The sequence below is a fragment of the Kribbella sp. CCNWLW201 genome (genome assembly GCF_037203805.1).
In the GTDB taxonomy this organism is placed as follows: domain Bacteria; phylum Actinomycetota; class Actinomycetes; order Propionibacteriales; family Kribbellaceae; genus Kribbella.
In genome coordinates, this window is the sequence record NZ_JBBCBQ010000006.1 from 431,586 (window position 1) to 449,909 (window position 18,324).

Sequence of the window (18,324 nt, forward strand, 5' to 3'; positions counted from 1 at the left end):
GGGGACAGGCGCTCCCCCCACATGCCCCTGCAAGAAGCGTGCCAGCCGTACGCCCGCACCGCCACGCCTCGACCAGGACAAGTTAATTGCCGCTAGCAACTTGTTGGCCGGAGCGCGCGGGTAATCGTCAGCGTTGGAGGATGGTGCGTTCTACCACTGTCCAGGTGGTTGTGGTCAGGAGGTAGAGGCCGGCTGCGAGGGGGACGAAGGCTGCGGTGGCCAGAGTTCCGAACGGGAGGATCTGGGCGAGGCGGCGGGTCAGCGGTGTCGCGGTGTCGTCCAGTTGCCGAAGCTGCAGGCGAGCCGAGAACCAAGCAACAACCGCGAGCAGTACGGCGAGGGCGAGGAAGGCCGGCGTCCCGGTGAGGACCGGCCAGTGCTGACCGAGTGGCGCACCGAGCAGGCTGCCGCTGATCAACTGGTTCGACTCCCCTGCCACGACCGCGCGGGAGAAGAGCGTGTACATCAGCCAGAAGAACGGCAACTGCGCGAGCATCGGGAGGAAGCCGGCGAACAGTGTCGTCCCCGACTCCGCCTGCAGCTTCGCGACCTCACGCCGTACACGCTCCGGATCCTTCTGGTGGCGTTGCGTGATCTCTCGGATCTGAGGCATCAGCTCGGCCCGGGCTTTCAGGCCACGGTGCGCCCGGAGACTGAGTGGAAGCAGCAGCAGGCGTACGGCGAGCGTGCACAGGATGATCGCGAGGACCGCGGCGTACGGACCGGCGAGCGGTTCGATGGCGGAGACGAGGGACGTGATCAGGTGATAGGCACCGGCGACCGGTGCCTCCAGGAACGAAGGCATGACAGAACTCCACGAGTGAGAAGGAACGGTGAGCGCGGCAGAGCGCTAACGTCCAGGTGCTCGTGGGCGCGGCCGACCGGCCGCATCGGGATCGCGGAGCCGCAGGAAGGCGGTCTCCTCCGCGCGGTGACGGACCGAGGTCGCGATCGCCAGGAGTGGCGCGGTCGCCGGCGCGGAGGACCGGGCGACCAGGAGAAGCGTGAACAGCAAGGCCGCCGCCGTGAGTACGGCGGCGGCCAGTGAAGCCGTATCGAGGACAGGGATCACCAGCGCGAGGACGCCGGCGATCACCTGACCCATCGATCAGTCCAGGTAGTCCCGCAGTACCTGCGAGCGGGACGGGTGGCGCAGCTTCGACATCGTCTTGGACTCGATCTGCCGGATCCGCTCCCGGGTCACCCCGTAGACCTTGCCGATCTCGTCCAGCGTCTTCGGCTGGCCGTCGGTCAGGCCGAAGCGCATCGAGACGACACCCGCCTCGCGCTCGGACAGCGTGTCCAGGACCGCGTGCAACTGCTCCTGCAGCAACGTGAAGGAGACCGCCTCGGCCGGCACGATCGCCTCGGAGTCCTCGATCAGGTCGCCGAACTCGGAGTCGCCGTCCTCACCGAGCGGAGTGTGCAGCGAGATCGGCTCACGGCCGTACTTCTGCACCTCGATGACCTTCTCCGGGGTCATGTCGAGCTCCTTGGCGAGCTCTTCCGGAGTGGGTTCGCGACCGAGGTCCTGCAGCATCTGCCGCTGCACCCGGGCCAGCTTGTTGATCACCTCGACCATGTGCACCGGGATCCGGATGGTCCGGGCCTGGTCGGCCATCGCGCGGGTGATCGCCTGCCGGATCCACCAGGTCGCGTACGTCGAGAACTTGTAGCCCTTGGTGTAGTCGAACTTCTCCACCGCGCGGATCAGGCCCAGGTTGCCCTCCTGGATCAGGTCCAGGAACAGCATGCCGCGGCCGGTGTAGCGCTTGGCCAACGACACCACCAGGCGCAGGTTGGCCTCGAGCAGGTGGTTCTTCGCCCGCCGGCCGTCCTCGGAGATCCAGTCGTACTCGTCGCGGACCTTGTCCTTGAGCTTGGCGGCCTCGTCGCCCAACTGCTCCTCGGCGAACAGGCCGGCCTCGATCCGCTTGGCGAGCTCGACCTCCTGCTCGGCGTTCAGCAGCGGAACCTTGCCGATCTGCTTCAGGTAGTCCTTCACCGGGTCGGCGGTCGCACCGGCGACCATGACCTGCTGCTCGGGCTCGTCGGTCTCGTCGGCCTCGGAGACGACGAAGCCCTCGTCCTCGGTGAGCTCCTTCTCCAGCGGCTTCACAGCGTCCGGGCTGAAGTCGGCCTCGTCGACCTCGTCCAGCGAGCGCGGCTTGCCGGTCTTCGGATCGATCGCAAGCCCGGCCTCAGAGACGGCTTTCTTCGCCGGCGCCTTTTTCGCGGCGGCCTTCTTCGCGGGGATACCGTCCTCCTTGGTGGCGGCGGCAGACTTGGCCGCGGCCTTCTTCACGGCCGCCTTCTTGGCGGGCGACTCGGTCACTCGGGCGCTGGTCCTCGGAGCCGTGCTGCGGGCAGTGGCGGCCACGGCCCGGGCTGACTCGGCGGGAAGATTCTCGGACGAGCTGGACGACACGAATTACCTCTCGTCTGACGCAGGGTTTGTAATACGGCGGTACGACGTTGATGGTGCTGGCGATGCTGATTGTGGATACGACTGAGTGCGGCTGCTCGCTGGTCAGGCGGCGGCAACACTACATTGTAATCCGCGGACCAAGGCCGAGCGCGCCGCGACCCCCCGAACGATGTACTCAGGCCCCTGCCGGGCGGGCGTTCCCGCGCCGGTAGAGGCCTGGATACTTCAGCGTTCACATGTCGCCTGCTCAGTCGTCCTCAGCCGTTCCGGGTCCGCCGCAGCGGCCGGGCCACCACACGTTGCTGGACCAGCTGCTGTTCCTGCTTGAACTGCCTCACCTTCACCAGCGACGCCACATCGATCACGTCCGCGACGGACTTGTACGCGCCGTCCTCGCCGTACGGCTCGGATGCCTCGCGCCACCCCCGCGGCCGGACCTTGAGCTGCTTGCCGAGCAGCGCGACGAAGATCTTCGCCTTCTGCGCGCCGAACCCCGGCAGGGCCGACAGCCTGGCCAGCAGGTCGTCCCCTGACTTGACATCGGACCACAGGGCCGAGGCGTTACCGCCGTACTCCTCGTCGAGGTGTTTGGCCAGGGTCTGGATCCGGGCGGCCATCGCGGTCGGGAACCGGTGTACGGCGGGCGGGCCGGCCACCACCTCGACGAAGGCGTCCGGGTCGTAGTGCGCGACCGTCGACGGGTCGAACGGGCCGGCCATCCGCTTGGCGATCGCGACCGGACCGGCGAACGCGCGCTCCATCGGGATCTGCTGGTCGAGCAGCATGCCCACCAGAAGTGCGAACGGATCTCTGCTCAGCATCTCGTCGGCGTCGGGCTGCTGTGCGAGGCACAGCTTCTTGCTGCGTGTCGAAGTCACCTCAGTCCTCCCCTTCGTCGGCCTTCACGGCCAGCACCGGACACGGAGCGTCGAGCAGCACCCGCTGGGCGTTGCTGCCGAGGATGAGCTTGCCCACCGGTGACCGGCGCCGAAGCCCGATCACGATGAACTCCGCGTGCACCTGCTCGGCGACGGCCACCAGGTCCTCCGCCGGGTCCAGTCCACGCACCAGTTGCCGTACCTCGTAGGGCACACCGGTCGAGTCGAGCTGCTCCCGTACCTCCGTCAGCGCGGCATCACTCGCCGCGGCCTCGTCGCTGTCGAAGCTGCGTCCACCCCGGTGTGAGTTCACCACCACCAGCTTCGCGTCGCGAAGCGTCGCCTCTTCCGCCGCGCGTCGAAGGGCCGCCCGGCCCTCCGCCTTCGGCACGTAACCCACGACGATGGTCGTCATCGCCCTGCCTCACCTCCGGGTGTCGTGTCGACCCGTTCCGAACGATACTGCTCCCGACCGTGGTCGGCATCCGCTGGATTTACACCAGCTGTGTCGCGGTCGTGACGGACGGCTGATCGTCGTGCGGGTAGTACTCCACCATCGCCGTGGCCACCGTTGCGGCTGCCACGCCGGTGCCCGAGTACTACCCGCGACGGGTCTCTCTAACCTTCCGGTGGCCACACCTTTGCAGGGCTGTCACCCAACGCGCCACCCCTGTAGTCCGGGTCGTTATCGAACTCGTCGCCCAGTTGCCTTGGGCAAGTGCGCGTCACCCCCGTCACAGTTCCGTCCGGCTGACCAGAGTTCCGTGGATTCGTTGTCCCACGTTGTCGGCGGGCTAACCGGTTCAGTCGACCGGCCACTCGTGCACGGGAGTGTTCTCGTGCATGTGATCGGAGTACCGGCGAAGCATGCCGCGCAACGCGTCGCGCCGACCGTGCGATCCCTTTGTATACAGTCGATGAAACTCATCGGCCTGCCAGGAGGCGCCGTTGCGGTTGGTCAGGCAACGCTGCTCGATGATGCCGAGCAGGCGATCACGCACCGCGGCGTCGACACCCCAAGCATCCAGACCCCGAGAAGCCAATGGCAGCAGGCGACGCAGGACCAGTTCGGTCGCGCGCGCCGTACCGACACCGGGCCAGAAGACCTCCGCCTCGATGCCGTGCCGGGCCGCTTCGTGGAAGTTCTCTTCCGCCGCGCTGAACGACATCTGCGACCAGATCGGCCGTTCGTCGTCGGCGAGGGCGCGGACCAGGCCGAAGTAGAAGGCGCCGTTGGCCATCGTGTCCACGACGGTCGGGCCGGCCGGCAACACGCGATTCTCCACCCGCAGATGGGGCTTCTCCCGGACAACGTCGTACACCGGGCGGTTCCAGCGATAGATCGTCCCGTTGTGCAGCCGCAATTCCGAAAGAGAGGGTGTGTCACCGCGGTCCAGGACGGCGATCGGATCCTCGTCGGTGGTGACCGGCAGCAGGGCCGGGTAGTAGCGCGAGTTCTCCTCGAACAGGTCGAAGATCGAGGTGATCCATCGTTCACCGAACCAGACCCGCGGTCGGACGCCTTGCGTCTTCAACTCGTGCGTGCGGGTGTCGGCGGCCTGCTCGAACAAGGCGATCCGGGTCTCCCGCATCAACTCCTTGCCGAACAGGAACGGCGAGTTGGCCCCGACCGCGAGCTGGACGCCGGAGATCGCCTGGGCCGCGTTCCAGTACCGTGGGAAGGCTTCCGGCGTGACCTGCAGGTGGAACTGGGTCGACGTACAGGCGGCCTCCGGCACGATGCTGTCCGCGGTCACCGCCAGCCGCTCGATCCCGTCGATCGAGATCTGCACGTCCTCGCCGCGGGCAGCGAAGATCTGGTCGTTCAGCAACGCGTACCGCGGGTTGGTGCTGAGCGCCTCGCGGTGGATGTGCTCGGTCATCAGCGTCGGCAGGATCCCGACGATGACCATCGACGAGCCGGTCCGGGTCGCCTTCTCCTCGGCCGCGTTCAGGCTGTCGCGGATGTTCGACTCCATCGTGTCCAGCCCGATCCCGTCGATCTGGCCGGGCGGCACGTTGATCTCGATGTTGAACTGGCCGAGCTCGGTCTGGAACGCGTCGTCCTCGATCGCGCTCAGCACCTCGGTGTTCTTGAACGCCGGGTCGTAGGCCTCGTCGACCAGGTTCAGCTCGATCTCGATCCCCGTCATCGGCCGGTCGGGGGCGAACCGGGCCTCGCGCAACATCCGTGCGAACGCGTCCAGATTGCGATGGACCTGGTCGCGGAACGCGGTCCGGTCCGCCCGGGTGAACTCGACCCGGTCGACTTCCTCACCCATCTGCGCCTCCCGTGCTGGGATCCCTTGCCTCAGTGTGCCTGAAGGTGCCCACAGATGTGAGTCGCAACCGCGTCGAAGCTCAGACCGGGTGGACGATGAAGTGGTCGCGGACGATCCGGGCCGGTTCCGGACCGGCCTGGTCGAGCACGTCCGCGAGCTCGGTCAGTACGGCGGGATCGAGCTGCAACCGGTGTTCGGCCGGGTGCTTGGCCGCGCCCATCTCGTAGTCCTCCCCCGGCCGCCGGGTCAGCTCGATGTGCGCCCCCAGGACCCACTCGACAGGATTGCCCCCGGCAACAAACCCGGCCAGCCGGGACACGCTCGCCCGGAACGCGGGCCAGTCGACGACGTACAGCCGGCCGGGGTACAGCGAGTCGCCGCTGAACAGCAGCCGCGTCGCCCGGTCGTAGACGGCGATGTGGGAGGCGTGGTGCCCGGGGATCGGGATGATGTCGACGATCCGATCGCCGAGGTCGAGCTGAACCACGTCGTTCGGCCAGTCCGCGATCCCGAAGTACGTCGCCACATCGTCCGCCGTCTTGCCGACCACCTCCTCGAACTCGGCGTCGCCGCCGACGTGATCGCCGTGGCTGTGCGTGTGCGCGACGATCAACCGCTGCCCGGACAGCAGCCCCTCCACGACCGGCCGCAGCTTCACGTCACCGGTGCCGGTGTCCAGCAGCAGTGCTCGCTCGGTGCCGAGCAGCAGGTAGATGAATGGTCCTTCGAAGTTGGTCCGAAGTGCCTGCCGGATGATCACGGTGCGCTCGTCGTACCAGTGGACCTGGTGTTCGGGGCCGGCAGGGTCCATGCCGTCGTCCCAGTGCTCGGGAAAGCTCGCCATAGTTCGATCCAACCACGGAACTGTCGGTGGCTCCGGGGAGACTGGTCAGGTGCGTGGTGAACCGTCGGTGCTGCATGTCGATCTGGACGCGTTCTTCGCGGCCGTCGAGCAGCGAGACAAACCCTCGTTGCGGGGGAAGCCGGTCGTGATCGGCGGGATCGGCCTGCGCGGTGTCGTGTCGACCGCGTCGTACGAAGCACGCAAGTACGGCGTCCGGTCCGCGATGTCGACCGCGGAGGCACGATCACGGTGCCCGCACGCGGCGTACCTGGGACCGCGGTTCGAGGTGTACCGGCGGACGAGTCAGGCGGTGATGGCGGAGATGCGGGCGCTGTCGCCGCTGGTCGAGCCGCTGTCGCTGGACGAGGCGTTCGTCGACCTGTCCGCGGCCGGGCTGACCGGGCTCACCGACGACGACGTGCGCGCGATCGCGCTGGACCTGAAGGCGGCGATCAACAAGGCGAGCGGCGGTCTCACCGCGTCGGTCGGCGCCGGTACGTCGAAGCTGATCGCGAAGATCGCCAGCGACCTGGACAAGCCGGACGGTGTGGTCGTCGTACCGGCCGGAACGGAGGCCGAGTTCCTCGCGCCGATGCAGGTCACCGTCATCCCGGGTGTCGGACCGGCGACCGCGCAGCGGCTGAGCATGGCCGGCGTCCGGACCGTCGCCGAGTTGCAGCAGCTCGACGAGGACGACCTGATCCGGCAGGTCGGAACAGCACACGGCTCGAGCCTGTACCGGTTGGCGATCGCCGCCGACGACCGTCCGGTGGTGAGTGATCGCGAGACCAAGTCGGTCAGCGTCGAGGACACCTTCGAGACCGACATCATCGACCGCTCGCTGCTCGCCGCGATCGCCGACCGGATGGCTCACCGGGTGGCCGAACGGCTGCAGAAGGCGCAACTGTCCGGCCGGACCGTGACGGTGAAGACCCGGATGCACGACTTCACCACTCACACCCGATCGTCCACACTGGCCGGGCCGACCGACGACGCGCGAGTGGTCGCCCGGGTCGCTCGCCGGCTGCTCGAGGAGAGCGACATTTCCGGCGGCATCCGGTTGCTCGGTGTAGGTGTCTCGTCACTCGCCGACTGGATCCAGGACGACCTCTTCACCGAAAGCGAGTACGCCGACGCCCCACCCGAGGTGGTCGAGTTACCCGAACGCGCTCGCGACCTCACCGGCTACTACCCCGGCCAGGACGTCGAGCACCCGGACTACGGCCGAGGCTGGGTCTGGGGCTCCGGCCTCGGCCGCGTCACCGTCCGCTTCGAGACCGCCGACACACCACCCGGCCCGGTGCGCACCTTCTCCGTCGACGACCCCGCCCTGGCAAAAGTGGCAACAACCGGCCCAGAGGAAGACGACGAACCCGGTAGTGAGCAGAATGGGTCGAATGAATGAGGAACGGCGGGGGGTTTACCCGTTCTGTGCGCCCTGTACTGCGTCGTCGATTGCTTGGCGTGCGCCTGAGGCGGCTGGTCTGAGCGGGATCGGCAGTCGGTTCTACGGTCACCGTGACGTCTGCGAGAGCTGCGGTTCGTCGGTCCGTACGTTGTACTCCACCTTCCTGTGGATCCCGGTGTCGCGGATCGGCCGCTTCCGGATCATCCCGACCGGCGGCCGCAGCTACATCGGCCGCAAGGTGGTCGACAGGCCGGTGCAGACCGTCGTACGACGTGCGCCGGTCAGCGCGCACCCTGAGTTCGACGAGGATCCGGCGTACCGGCAGGCCGAGGCGTACTGGACGGACAGCGAGCCCGGTCAGGCGTTGCCGTTCTACCAATCGGCGCTGACCGACCGGGAGAAGGTCCTGCCGGCCGACGACCCCGCGACGCTGCGGGTCCGGCTGCGGGTGGCGCAGGGTCTGCTCGCGACCGCGAACTACGGCCGGGCGATCGCGTGGTTCGAGTTGGTCACGCCTCAACTGGTGGACGTGTTCGGACCGAACCACGAGCTGACCCGGGCGGCGACCGAGGCGGTCACCGGCGCACGGCTGATGGTCGGCGGTCCCCGCTCGGAGGCGAAGCTGCTCGCGAACATCGTGGCCGTCGACGAACAGGATCTCGATCGGCACGATCCTCAGCTGTTGCGGGACCGCGCCGCCCTCGGGCGTGCGCTGCTGGCCTGCGGCGAAATCGCCGAGGCGGTCCACGCGCTCTCCACGGCGGTCGCCGACAGCATCGAGGCGCTCGGCGCTCAACACCCGGACACGACGGTCTATCGCGCGACGCTGGTGGAGGCGTGCGATGTCGCCGAGGCCCGCGGGAAGAAGCGAGACCTGCAGGCGGTCGAAGCGGCGCGCGAGCTGCTCAACGACGCAGCCGCACCGACAAGCACGTGACGCAGCCCTCGAGCTTCTCGAACTCGCTGATGTCCACGACCACAGGCGTGTAACCGAGCTGCTCGAACAACACCGCGGACTCCGGCGCCGACGAGGCCATCAGCAGACGGTCCTCCCCCAGCAGTACGACGTGCGACCCGGACTCCTCGGGGACGGGTTTGAACGCCTCGAACGCCTGTGGGTCGTCCACCAGCGGCTCGTACCCGATGACCGTCCCGTCCGGTAACGCCGTCACCGCGGACTTGAGGTGGAGCACCTTGGTCACGGGTACGGCGTGCACAGTCGCACCGAGCGGCTCGAGTGCCGCGGCCAGTTGACGGATGCCTTCCTGATTCGTGCGGCCGCCGAGTCCGGCGTACACGGTCGAACCGATCTTGAGGATGTCGCCGCCGTCGAGTGTCCCGGGTTCGGTGATGTGGGTGATGCGGTAGCCCTGTGCGGCAACGGTCTGCTCGGCCGCCGCCGCTTCCGGCCGCCGCTCCTCCGCGCCCGCGCGGGCGATCACCGCGAGGTCGCCGTACACGACCATCGTGTCCTCGATGAAGACGCCGTCCGGGCACTCGTCGATCGCCGGTACCTCGACCGTGGTCCAGCCGGTGGCCCGGAGCGCGTCGACGTACTGCTGCCACTGGCGTACGGCGAGGTCCGCGTCGACCGGCGTGCGTTCGATGTGCGTGACGAGCCCGTCGGCGAGGCGTGGACTGGGGCGTCGGATCAGGGCTGTCGGCATGGCTGCAGGTTAACCGGGTACTGGCCCGGCAGACATTTCGAGACTTGGAGGGCGACGAATGCCGAAGATCCTGCCGGCGACGGGTGGCGACGTGGTGGAGATCATCCTGGCCGACCATCGATGGTTCGAAGAAGCGCTGCGCGAACTGCGGGACGTACAGAGCGACCGGGCCGCCGTACTGGCCGATCTGGCCACGGTGCTGATCGCGCACGCGGAGGCCGAGGAGTCGAAGGTCTACCCGTCGCTGCGGCGGAAGGACGCGATCGACGCCGAAGAGGTCGAGCACTCCGAGCACGAACACGACGAGGGGAACGCCGCCCTGCTCGAGCTGATGGAGGTCGAGGACACCGGGAGCGAGGAGTTCAGCGAGAAGCTGCACGAGCTGTCCGAGGCGCTCTCGCACCACCTCGACGAGGAGGAGCGCGACGTCCTCAACCCGGCGCGGACGGACGTATCCGAGGAGGTCCGCCGTCAGTTGGGCGACGCGTTCGCCGAGGAGCGCGCCCGGCTGATCGAGTCCGGCTGCGGCGACATCGCCAACGTCCGCAAGATCGTCGAGGCAGCCTGATACCTCACAGAGGAATCGTGAGGCCCTCCTCGGCCGCGATCACCTCGCCGCTGAACTCTCGTCTCGCCTCGGCGACCGACACCGACCGGTCGGAACCCGGCCAGAAGTGGGTCAGCAGCAGCCGCGTTGCTCCTTGAGCACCGCGAGCGGCTTCGGTCGCCGTCATCACGTTCCGCGGAGAGGTCTGCGGGGACGGTCCCTGCAGGGTCGCGTCGGAGATGTACAGATCGGTGCCCTGGGCAAGCTTTGCCAGGTCCGGAGACGGCCCGCTGTCGCCGGTGTAGGCGACGGATACTCCAGGCGCGGTCAGCCGGACGCCGAGGTTGGTGTAGTAGTGCGGCAGCAGCACGGTCTCCAACGCGAACGGCCCGATCTCCGTGGCGGTGGCAAGGTCGTGGACGTCGAAGACCGTGGCCGGGTCCGGGTTGGGCTCGAGCGCCCGCAGTACGTCGAGAACACCCGGCGGACAGTAGAGCGGCATCGGCGCCGCGTCGCGTGCCACGTCGTACCGGACCCGCGCGAGGCCACTCACGTCGACACAGTGGTCGGGGTGCTGATGGGTGACGACCACGGCGTCGACCTCAGCGGTCGGCAGGTGGCGCAGTAGCTGTGGTAGGGCGGCGTACCCGAGGTCGAGGACGACCTTGAAGCCGTCGTACTCGAGCAGGAAGCCAGCGCACGCTCGGCCCGCCTCGGGCCACGCGCCGCACGAGCCGAGGACCGTGAGAGACCTCACCGGACCGCGAAGGGCTGGTCGGTCGGGACGATCTCCTTACCGAGCGGCAGCAGCGAGATCGGGATCAGCTTGAAGTTCGCCAGCCCGAGCGGGATGCCGATGATGGTGACGCAGAGCGCGATCCCGGTGACGAGGTGGCCGAGCGCCAGCCACCAGCCGGCGAAGATCACCCAGATGATGTTGCCGAGTACGGCGCCGGCCCCGGCGGACGGCTTGTCCACCATCGTCCGGCCGAACGGCCAGAGCGTGAACCCGGCGATCCGGAACGCCGCGATGCCGAACGGGATCGTCACGATCAGGACGAAGCAGATGATGCCGGCGATCGCGTACCCGACCGCCAGCCAGAACCCGGCCAGCACCAGCCAGATCAGATTGAGAAGCGTTCTCATGTCCCCAGCCTGCCACCCGCCGGGTCTCCTTCAGTACCGGCCGCGCCCGAAGCCCGGGATCATTCCGGGGCGCCCCTGAGGGTTTGACGGCTCAGTAGTCGTCGGTGCTGAGGGTTGCGAAGGTCATGCCTGCCTTGATGAGGCGTTCCCGGAGGGCTGGGCCCATGGCGGCTGCGGTGGTGGTTTGGCCGGCCGTCTTGGGAAGGTCGTCGAGGGCGAGGCAGAGGGCGCTCTCGCCGAGCATCTTGGCGGTCTCGTCGTACCCGGGATCACCGCCGGCGACCTCGGTGATGACCTGCTTGCCGCCACCGCGGCCGACGAAGCGGACGTTGAACCAGGACTTCGCGCGACGCTCGGGACTCGGGCCGTCGCCGGGCTTCAGCCGGTTGAGCAAGGCGTTGCGGGCCGGCGGGATCTGGGCGGCGGCCATCAGGAGTGCGACCCCACCGATGCCTCCGGCAACCATTGGCAGGCGCTTGACGGCGGCGTAGTGCGCATACCGGAAGTCAGGGCCGTAGCGGTCGAGCAGGCGGGCGGAGTAGCCGACGATCTGCGGGTCAACGGTCGGCAGCGGCACGGCCCAGAAGCCTTGCTCGCGATGGAGCTTGCCCGCGACTGCCTTCGCCGACCGGCCTTCGGGACGCGGCTCCGCACGGCGCCTGGCGCGGTGGGCCTCGACATTCTGCTTCGCCCGGGAGAACGCGGTGATCGCAGTGTGGAAGGTACCGCCGGAGGGACGACCGCCGCCGCGGATCAGCCCGTTGACCTGGATCGGAACGTTTTCGGGCAACTGCTCGACGGTGAACTGAACGCCGAGGTCGTACGGGATCGAGTCGAAGCCGCAGGCGTGGATGATGCGTGCGCCGGTCTGTATGGCGCGGTCGTGATAGCGGACGTACATCCGGTCGACGAACTCGGACTCACCGGTCAGGTCGAGATAGTCCGTGCCCGCGTCCGCACAGGCCGCCACCAGCGCCTCGCCGTACTGGATGTAGGGACCGACCGTGGTGACCACGATCCGGGTCGACTCGGCGAGTTCCTGCAGCGACTTCGGGTCCGTGACGTCGGCGTACAGGACGTCCTTGCCGAAGCCCTCCAGCTTGGCTTTGTTGCGTCCGGCAACTGCCCAGTTGAGGTCCGCAGGGGCGTTCTTCGCGAGGTACTCCGCCGTGAGGGCTCCGGTGAAACCGCTCGCGCCGAGCAGGACGACGTCGTACTGGCGGCTCATCGTCCGGCCGCTTTCTCTTGGTCGAGGTAGGCGAGGGCGGCTCGGTCGGCCTTCGGCACGCTGAACCGCGAGCCGGCCTCGATCACGTGCGGGATCAGCCAGCGGAATACCTTCATGGCACCGATCCAACCAGGAACGTGCACGACCCGCGACCGCTTCTGGATGCCGTTGGTGAACTTCTCCACCGCGAACTCCAAGGGGTACACCTTGCTCGCCAGCGGCACCCCGGTCCGCACCTTGCCGAACACCGGGTGCTCGTCGACCCCGCGCACCATGTCGGTGTCCACGAACGTCATGTGCGCGACGCCGACCCGTACGCCGAGGTGCTTGAGCTCGGCCCGCAGGGTGTCCCCCATCGCCTCCACGCCGGCCTTGGCCACGTTGTACGACGCGAGTCCGGGGATGTGCACGATCGCTGCGAGGGAAGACACCAGCAGCAGGTACCCCTTGCTCTCCAACAGATGCGGCAGGGTGAGGTGGACCGTGCGCCAGACGCCGTACAGATCGACGTCAAGAACTCGCTCCCACAGCTCCGGGTCCATGCTCCGGGTGAAGCCGGGCGCCGCGATGCCGGCGTTGGCCATCACCACGTCGATCCGGCCGTACCGCTCGACGACGCCCTCGACCGCGGCCCGCAGCGACTCGGTGTCGGTGACATCGGCCTCCCACCAGCCGGCGTCCGGACCACAATCCTCCGCGACCTTCTTCAGCTCGTCCGGCTCCAGCCCGATCAGCGCCAGCGTGGCCCCCTGCTGCGCGAGCTTGCGGGCGACCGCGGCCCCGATTCCACGAGACGCTCCGGTGATGAGGACGACCTGGCCGGGCAACGGACGCATCGGGACCTCCAGCTTGTTGAGTGGGCACTCAACAGTAAGTGACTGTTGACCGTTTACTCAATAGACTGTCCCCGTGACCCAGACCTCGTCCGCCCGCCTGCGGCCCGATGAGCGGCGCGCGCAGATCCTGGCGGCCGCCCGGCGGGTGCTGCTCGCCGACCCGCACCGTGAGCTGACCGTCGAGCTGGTCGCCGCCGAGGCCCAGGTCTCCCCCGCACTCCTCTTCCACTACTTCGGCTCGAAGAAGAAGTTCCAGTACGCCGTCATCGCGGAAGCCGCCGCGGAAGTCATGCTGCGGACCGCTCCCGACCCGTCCCTCCCACCCGAGGAACAACTGCGCTCGGGCATCCGCGCCTTCGTCCGCGCCGTACTCGAGGCGCCACAGCTCTATCGGGCAACTCTGCTGATGTCAGCGGCCGGCGATCCCGAGGTACGCGCGTTGCACTCGGAGATCCGGCAAGTGTTCAGCACGTGGGTGATCGGCGCCGTCGCCCAACGCGGCATCGAGATCACGCCGGCCGTCGAGCTCGCATGTCACGGCTGGCAGGGGTACGTCGAGCAGACCCTGCTGACCTGGATCGACAATCCAACGATCTCCGCCGCCGACCTCGAGCACCTCTGCGAAGGCTCACTCGACGCCATCCTCTCTACGACTCGCTGAACGCAGTCAGCGCGGCGAGAGTCGCACTCGCCATCCGGTCCGCCTGGTCCGCGCCGACCGCATCGCGGAGACGTGCGTCGACCTCATTCAGGACGGCGCGGCAGCGATTGAGGAGCTCCTGGCCCGACTCGGTTACTTGGAGGTCGGCGGTGCGACCGCGGCCGGGAGCGGTACGGCGTTCGACCGCGCCCATCTCCTGGAGCTGAAGCAAAGTGGACTGCATGCTCTGCGCGGTGATGCCGTCGCGACGGGCCAATTCGCTGTAGGAGAGCCCGGGTTGGTGGGCCAGGTGGCCGAGCGCCGAGAAGTGGCGCATCGAGAGACCTTGCCGGCGCAGCTCCGTCTCCGTCGCATCGCGAAGCTGGCGGCCGAGCATCATCAGCAGCAGCGCGGGGCTGATCGGCGGCTGACCGGTCCCATCCGTCGGCACAGTCATCGGCACATCATGGCAGCAGGGCCAGTTTCAGGTTGACTGATACTTGAGTTACAGTCTGCCTGAAACTCGCCTCTCGTGTGGAGCCTTTTCCATGAACAAGTTCCTCCTCAGTGTCCATGTGCTGGCCGCCATCATCTTCGTCGGACCGGTGACGGTCGCGGCGAGCATGTTCCCGCCGCTGGCTCGTCGCGCGCTGACGGCCGATCAGCCGGAGACCGGCGTACTGAAGGTGCTGCACCGGATCAGCCGCGGGTACGCCGTCGGCGGCCTGACCGTGCCCGTCTTCGGGATCGCCGTCGCTGCCGGGCTCGGTGTGCTCACCGACTACTGGCTAATCGTGTCGATGGTTCTCACGGCTGGCGCCGCCGCTGTCCTCGCGTTCGTCGTGCTGCCCGCGCAAGGGCGCGTGCTGGCGGCGGCTGACGGGCCGCGGGAGGTGCGAGAGGGCGTGCTGCCACAGGCGAAGGCCTTGTCCATGACTACCGGCATCTTCGCGCTGTTGTGGGCAGTCGTTGTCGTGCTCATGGTCGTACGTCCCGGCTCGACGACGGGGGTCTGATGGTCAAGGTTCTGAAGATTGCAGCAGCCGTCGAGGCGGCCAGCGTGTGTCTGCTGTTTCTGAATCTGTTCACGGTGCACTGGCCGGCGGTGTCGTCCGCACTCGGGCCTACGCACGGGACGGCGTACCTCGTGGTCATCGTGTCGGCGCTGTCCACGGCCGGCGCTTCGACGCGGGCGAAGGTGCTGTCGTTCGTGCCGGCGGTCGGTGGGTATCTGGCGGTGCGCAATCTGTCGGTGGGGGCACGTTAGGGTTTGCGCGTGCTGACGGTCGCCACGGTGAATGTGAACGGGATCAGAGCCGCATTTCGGCGTGGGATGGCGCCGTGGCTGGAGCAGACCGATCCGGATCTGTTGCTGATGCAGGAGGTTCGGGCGACTGACGACGTACTGCGGGAACACCTCGGCGACTGGAACATCGCGCATGCCGAGCCGTCGATCGACGGTCACAAGGGTCGGGCCGGCGTGGCGGTCGCTTCGCGGCGCCCGATCAAGGCGGAGCGGGCCGAGGTGGGGCCGGAGCGGTTCGCCGGGTGCGGGCGATGGATCGAGGCGGACGTCGTACTGGATGACGGGTCGGTGCTGACGGCGGTGAGCACGTATGTGTTCACCGGTGAGTTCGAGACGCCGCCGCGGCAGGAGGAGAAGTACGCGTTCCTGGACGCGATCACCGCGCGGCTGACCGAGTTGCGGGCGGACGGGCGGCACGTGCTGATGTGCGGCGACCTGAACATCGCCCATCGCGAGGTCGATCTGAAGGCGTGGAAGGCGAACCGGAAGAAGAGCGGTTTCCTGCCCGAGGAACGCGCCTGGATGGACCGTCTGTTCGAGTCCGGCTGGGTGGATCTCGGGCGCCGCTTCGGGGGCGAGGGACCAGGTCCGTACTCCTGGTGGTCGTGGCGTGGGAAGGCGTTCGACAACGACGCCGGCTGGCGGATCGACTACCAGATCGCGTCCCCGGAGTTGGCCGCCGCGGCGACCGGATGCGTGATCCACCGGGCGCCGACGTACGCCGAGCGGTGGAGCGACCACGCTCCGGTGGTGGCGACGTACTCGCTCTAGTCGGGGCTGTGGATATTCGGCGACCGGTTGTCGCCGGTTCCGGGTAGTCTCGCGGCATGTCCGAGATCGATTCCTCTGTGAAGCCCCCGGTCGCCGCCCGGAAGCCGGTTGAGCGTCGTCATCACGGCGACGTGTTCGTCGACGAGTACGAGTGGTTGCGGGACAAGTCCGACGACGAGGTGCTGGGGTACCTGCGCGCCGAGAACGCCTACACCGAGGCCCGCACGGCGCATCTGGAATCGTTGCGTGAGGCAATCTTCAAGGAGATCTCGGACCGGACGCTGCAGACCGACCTGAGCGTGCCGGCCCGGCACGGCGGGTACTGGTACTACTCGCGCACGATCGAGGGCAAGCAGTACGGGATCCACTGCCGGGTGAAGGCCGACGGCGACGAGCCGCCGGCGACCGACGGCGACATCCCCGGCGAAGAGGTGATGCTCGACGGCAACGAGGTGGCCGGCGACTCCGAGTTCTTCTCCCTCGGCACGGTCGACGTCTCCCCCGACGGCCGGCTGCTGGCGTACTCGGTCGACCTGAAGGGCGACGAGCGGTTCACCCTGCGGATCAAGGACCTGTCGACCGGTGAGCTGCTGCCGGACGAGCTTCCCGAGGTGCACTACGGCTCGGCCTGGTCCGCCGACGGGTCGACGATCTTCTACACCAAGGTCGACGACGCCTGGCGGCCGCACCAGGTCTGGCGGCACGCCCTCGGCGCGACCGACGACGTGCTGGTGATGGAGGAGCCGGACGAGCGGTTCTGGGTCGGGGTCGACCTGACCCGCAACGAGCAGGCGATCATGATCGCGCTCGGCAGCAAGCTGACCAGCGAGGTCTGGCTGCTCGACGCCAACGACCCGGCCGGCCAGCCGGTCGTGGTCGCGCCACGCCGCGAAGGTGTCGAGTACGACGTCGAGCACGCGGGCGACCAACTGTTGATCACTCACAACGCCGACGCGGCCAATTTCTCCCTCGCGACCGCATCGCTGGACTCCCCCGGCTCGTGGACGACGCTGATCCAAGGTGACGAGACCAGCCGGCTGCTCGGTGTCGACGCCTTCGCCGACCACGTCATCCTGTACCGCCGGCGCGACGCGCTCACGGAGTTGGCGATCATGCGCCGTACACCGGAAGGGTTCGGAGCCCCCGAGGCGCTGGAGTTCGAGGAGCCGATCTACACCGTCTCCCCCGGCCGCAACGACGAGTGGCACGACACCCGCTACCGCTTCGGCTACACGTCGCTGGTGACGCCTGGTTCGACGTACGACGTGAATCTCGCGACCGGCGAGCGTCGGCTGCTCAAGCAGCAGCCGGTCCTCGGTGGCGTCGATCTCGGGGCCTACACGCAGTACCGGGAGTGGGCGACCGCGGCCGACGGGACGTCGGTGCCGATCTCGCTGGTGGCGCGCAAGGACGTCGCGAAGGACGGGAACGCGCCGGTCGTGCTGTACGGGTACGGCTCGTACGAGAGCTCGATGGATCCGTGGTTCTCGATCCCGCGACTGTCGTTGCTGGACCGCGGTGTGGTGTTCGCGATCGCCCATGTACGCGGTGGTGGCGAGCTCGGCCGGCACTGGTACGACGACGGAAAGATGCTGACCAAGCGGAACACCTTCACCGACTTCATCGCAGCCGCCGAGCACCTGGTGAAGGACGGGTGGACCCGGCCGGAGCGGATCGTCGCGCAGGGTGGCAGCGCGGGCGGGCTGCTGATGGGGGCAGTGGCGAACCTGGCGCCGGGCGCGTTCGGCGGCATCGTCGCGGAGGTGCCGTTCGTGGACGCGCTGACGACGATCCTGGACCCGTCCCTGCCGCTGACGGTGATCGAGTGGGAGGAGTGGGGCAACCCGCTCGAGGACGCCGCGGTGTACGAGTACATGAAGTCCTACTCGCCGTACGAGAACGTCAGCGCCCAGGAGTATCCGCGGATCCTGGCGATCACCAGCCTGAACGACACCCGGGTGTTCTTCGTCGAGCCGGCCAAGTGGGTCGCCAAACTCCGCGCCACCGCGACCGGGAACGTCGACGTCCTGCTCAAGACCGAGATGGAGGCCGGCCACGGCGGCCGCTCCGGCCGGTACGACGCCTGGCGGGAACTGGCCTTCACCCTCGCCTGGGAGCTGGACACCCTCGGCCTCGCCTGACCCAGCCACCCACTCGAGCTCCGGCGCCGGAGCCACCACGCCCGCGGCAACGCCCGGGAAGCACTCGGCAGCACCCGGTGACCGTTTCGCCTGGGAACACCGCGGGTACTTGCGGCGTTGCTGTCTGATGGAGCGACCGATGGTGTGTTGTGCAACACATTCGGCGCCCGGAAAGACCGGGATTCTGCAGAGATTCTCAGCT

Annotated in this window: 21 protein-coding genes; 8 read left to right on the forward strand and 13 right to left on the reverse strand. The window is 68.0% G+C overall.

Features of this window, described 5'->3' with window-relative positions; all coding sequences use genetic code 11:
• Positions 1-127: 127 nt before the first annotated feature.
• The 7 genes from yidC to V9K99_RS26180 form a co-directional block, all read right to left on the reverse strand.
• Positions 128-805: a membrane protein insertase YidC gene (gene yidC / locus V9K99_RS26150; RefSeq protein ID WP_337004835.1), complete on the reverse strand. Its 678-nt coding sequence runs from the start codon at positions 803-805 to the stop codon at positions 128-130.
• 45 nt (positions 806-850) lie between these two features.
• Positions 851-1,105 (reverse strand): DUF6412 domain-containing protein, encoded by a 255-nt coding sequence (locus tag V9K99_RS26155; protein ID WP_337004837.1) that lies wholly within the window; start codon positions 1,103-1,105, stop codon positions 851-853.
• Between the two features lie 3 nt (positions 1,106-1,108).
• On the reverse strand, positions 1,109-2,428 hold the full coding sequence (locus V9K99_RS26160) for an RNA polymerase sigma factor (RefSeq protein ID WP_337004839.1): 1,320 nt from the start codon (positions 2,426-2,428) through the stop codon (positions 1,109-1,111).
• 257 nt (positions 2,429-2,685) lie between these two features.
• Complete coding sequence (locus V9K99_RS26165) at positions 2,686-3,306, reverse strand: HhH-GPD-type base excision DNA repair protein (protein WP_132321761.1); 621 nt, start codon at positions 3,304-3,306, stop codon at positions 2,686-2,688.
• 1 nt (position 3,307) lies between these two features.
• Entirely contained in the window at positions 3,308-3,721 is a 414-nt protein-coding gene (locus V9K99_RS26170; protein ID WP_131357832.1) for a universal stress protein, read from the reverse strand.
• A gap of 388 nt (positions 3,722-4,109) precedes the next feature.
• Positions 4,110-5,588, reverse strand: a complete 1,479-nt coding sequence (locus tag V9K99_RS26175; RefSeq protein WP_337004844.1) for a glutamate--cysteine ligase — start codon at positions 5,586-5,588, stop codon at positions 4,110-4,112.
• A gap of 79 nt (positions 5,589-5,667) precedes the next feature.
• Positions 5,668-6,432 (reverse strand): MBL fold metallo-hydrolase, encoded by a 765-nt coding sequence (locus V9K99_RS26180; RefSeq protein ID WP_337004846.1) that lies wholly within the window; start codon positions 6,430-6,432, stop codon positions 5,668-5,670.
• Positions 6,433-6,481: 49 nt separating this feature from the next.
• On the opposite strand from V9K99_RS26180, the gene V9K99_RS26185 reads away from it, so the two are divergent.
• Positions 6,482-7,837, forward strand: coding sequence for a DNA polymerase IV (locus tag V9K99_RS26185; RefSeq protein ID WP_337004848.1), 1,356 nt, complete (start codon positions 6,482-6,484; stop codon positions 7,835-7,837).
• A complete protein-coding gene (locus V9K99_RS26190) occupies positions 7,830-8,777 on the forward strand; it encodes a tetratricopeptide repeat protein (RefSeq protein ID WP_337004850.1) in 948 nt (315 codons plus the stop codon). The genes V9K99_RS26185 and V9K99_RS26190 overlap by 8 nt, the downstream gene beginning before the upstream one ends.
• On the opposite strand, the gene ddaH is transcribed toward V9K99_RS26190, so the two are convergent.
• A complete protein-coding gene (gene ddaH, locus V9K99_RS26195) occupies positions 8,746-9,507 on the reverse strand; it encodes a dimethylargininase (RefSeq protein ID WP_337004852.1) in 762 nt (253 codons plus the stop codon). The genes V9K99_RS26190 and ddaH overlap by 32 nt on opposite strands.
• A 58-nt stretch (positions 9,508-9,565) precedes the next feature.
• Here ddaH and V9K99_RS26200 point away from each other — a divergent pair, with 58 nt between their 5' ends.
• Positions 9,566-10,075 carry a hemerythrin domain-containing protein gene (locus tag V9K99_RS26200; RefSeq protein WP_337004854.1) on the forward strand — a complete coding sequence of 170 codons (510 nt, stop codon included), beginning with the start codon at positions 9,566-9,568 and terminating at the stop codon, positions 10,073-10,075.
• A 4-nt stretch (positions 10,076-10,079) separates the two neighbouring features.
• On the opposite strand, the gene V9K99_RS26205 is transcribed toward V9K99_RS26200, so the two are convergent.
• From V9K99_RS26205 to V9K99_RS26220, 4 genes are all read right to left on the reverse strand, one after another.
• Positions 10,080-10,811, reverse strand: coding sequence for an MBL fold metallo-hydrolase (locus V9K99_RS26205; RefSeq protein WP_337004856.1), 732 nt, complete (start codon positions 10,809-10,811; stop codon positions 10,080-10,082).
• The gene (locus V9K99_RS26210; RefSeq protein ID WP_337004858.1) at positions 10,808-11,200 is read right to left on the reverse strand and encodes a YccF domain-containing protein; all 393 of its coding nucleotides are present in this window, start codon (positions 11,198-11,200) and stop codon (positions 10,808-10,810) included. Before V9K99_RS26210 ends, V9K99_RS26205 begins: the two co-directional genes overlap by 4 nt.
• Positions 11,201-11,291: 91 nt before the next feature.
• Positions 11,292-12,428, reverse strand: coding sequence for a saccharopine dehydrogenase family protein (locus V9K99_RS26215; RefSeq protein ID WP_337004860.1), 1,137 nt, complete (start codon positions 12,426-12,428; stop codon positions 11,292-11,294).
• The gene (locus V9K99_RS26220; RefSeq protein WP_337004862.1) at positions 12,425-13,264 is read right to left on the reverse strand and encodes an SDR family oxidoreductase; all 840 of its coding nucleotides are present in this window, start codon (positions 13,262-13,264) and stop codon (positions 12,425-12,427) included. Before V9K99_RS26220 ends, V9K99_RS26215 begins: the two co-directional genes overlap by 4 nt.
• Before the next feature lie 73 nt (positions 13,265-13,337).
• Here V9K99_RS26220 and V9K99_RS26225 point away from each other — a divergent pair, with 73 nt between their 5' ends.
• On the forward strand, positions 13,338-13,925 hold the full coding sequence (locus V9K99_RS26225; protein WP_337004864.1) for a TetR/AcrR family transcriptional regulator: 588 nt from the start codon (positions 13,338-13,340) through the stop codon (positions 13,923-13,925).
• Here the strand turns inward: V9K99_RS26225 and V9K99_RS26230 are convergent.
• The gene (locus V9K99_RS26230; protein WP_337004866.1) at positions 13,912-14,361 is read right to left on the reverse strand and encodes a MarR family winged helix-turn-helix transcriptional regulator; all 450 of its coding nucleotides are present in this window, start codon (positions 14,359-14,361) and stop codon (positions 13,912-13,914) included. The two genes, V9K99_RS26225 and V9K99_RS26230, sit on opposite strands and share 14 nt — an antisense overlap.
• A 91-nt stretch (positions 14,362-14,452) precedes the next feature.
• On the opposite strand from V9K99_RS26230, the gene V9K99_RS26235 reads away from it, so the two are divergent.
• Genes V9K99_RS26235 through V9K99_RS26250 form a run of 4 tightly spaced genes read left to right on the forward strand, consistent with a single transcriptional unit; the run spans position 14,453 to position 18,122 of the window.
• A complete protein-coding gene (locus tag V9K99_RS26235; protein WP_337004868.1) occupies positions 14,453-14,920 on the forward strand; it encodes a hypothetical protein in 468 nt (155 codons plus the stop codon).
• Positions 14,920-15,171, forward strand: coding sequence for a DUF3817 domain-containing protein (locus V9K99_RS26240; RefSeq protein WP_337004870.1), 252 nt, complete (start codon positions 14,920-14,922; stop codon positions 15,169-15,171). The genes V9K99_RS26235 and V9K99_RS26240 overlap by 1 nt, the downstream gene beginning before the upstream one ends.
• A gap of 9 nt (positions 15,172-15,180) precedes the next feature.
• Positions 15,181-15,981, forward strand: a complete 801-nt coding sequence (xth, locus tag V9K99_RS26245; protein WP_337004871.1) for an exodeoxyribonuclease III — start codon at positions 15,181-15,183, stop codon at positions 15,979-15,981.
• A gap of 56 nt (positions 15,982-16,037) precedes the next feature.
• Complete coding sequence (locus V9K99_RS26250; protein WP_337004873.1) at positions 16,038-18,122, forward strand: S9 family peptidase; 2,085 nt, start codon at positions 16,038-16,040, stop codon at positions 18,120-18,122.
• Positions 18,123-18,324 lie beyond the last annotated feature (202 nt).

Coding starts and splice junctions, on each gene's coding strand:
- V9K99_RS26250 (WP_337004873.1), top strand. CDS start 16,038: ATGTCCGAGATCGATTCCTCTGTGAAGCCCCCGGTCGCCGCCCGGAAG.
- yidC (WP_337004835.1), bottom strand. CDS start 805: ATGCCTTCGTTCCTGGAGGCACCGGTCGCCGGTGCCTATCACCTGATC.
- V9K99_RS26240 (WP_337004870.1), top strand. CDS start 14,920: ATGGTCAAGGTTCTGAAGATTGCAGCAGCCGTCGAGGCGGCCAGCGTG.
- V9K99_RS26155 (WP_337004837.1), bottom strand. CDS start 1,105: ATGGGTCAGGTGATCGCCGGCGTCCTCGCGCTGGTGATCCCTGTCCTC.
- V9K99_RS26200 (WP_337004854.1), top strand. CDS start 9,566: ATGCCGAAGATCCTGCCGGCGACGGGTGGCGACGTGGTGGAGATCATC.
- V9K99_RS26210 (WP_337004858.1), bottom strand. CDS start 11,200: ATGAGAACGCTTCTCAATCTGATCTGGCTGGTGCTGGCCGGGTTCTGG.
- ddaH (WP_337004852.1), bottom strand. CDS start 9,507: ATGCCGACAGCCCTGATCCGACGCCCCAGTCCACGCCTCGCCGACGGG.
- V9K99_RS26235 (WP_337004868.1), top strand. CDS start 14,453: ATGAACAAGTTCCTCCTCAGTGTCCATGTGCTGGCCGCCATCATCTTC.
- V9K99_RS26220 (WP_337004862.1), bottom strand. CDS start 13,264: ATGCGTCCGTTGCCCGGCCAGGTCGTCCTCATCACCGGAGCGTCTCGT.
- V9K99_RS26180 (WP_337004846.1), bottom strand. CDS start 6,432: ATGGCGAGCTTTCCCGAGCACTGGGACGACGGCATGGACCCTGCCGGC.
- V9K99_RS26175 (WP_337004844.1), bottom strand. CDS start 5,588: ATGGGTGAGGAAGTCGACCGGGTCGAGTTCACCCGGGCGGACCGGACC.
- V9K99_RS26170 (WP_131357832.1), bottom strand. CDS start 3,721: ATGACGACCATCGTCGTGGGTTACGTGCCGAAGGCGGAGGGCCGGGCG.
- V9K99_RS26230 (WP_337004866.1), bottom strand. CDS start 14,361: ATGACTGTGCCGACGGATGGGACCGGTCAGCCGCCGATCAGCCCCGCG.
- V9K99_RS26190 (WP_337004850.1), top strand. CDS start 7,830: ATGAATGAGGAACGGCGGGGGGTTTACCCGTTCTGTGCGCCCTGTACT.
- V9K99_RS26215 (WP_337004860.1), bottom strand. CDS start 12,428: ATGAGCCGCCAGTACGACGTCGTCCTGCTCGGCGCGAGCGGTTTCACC.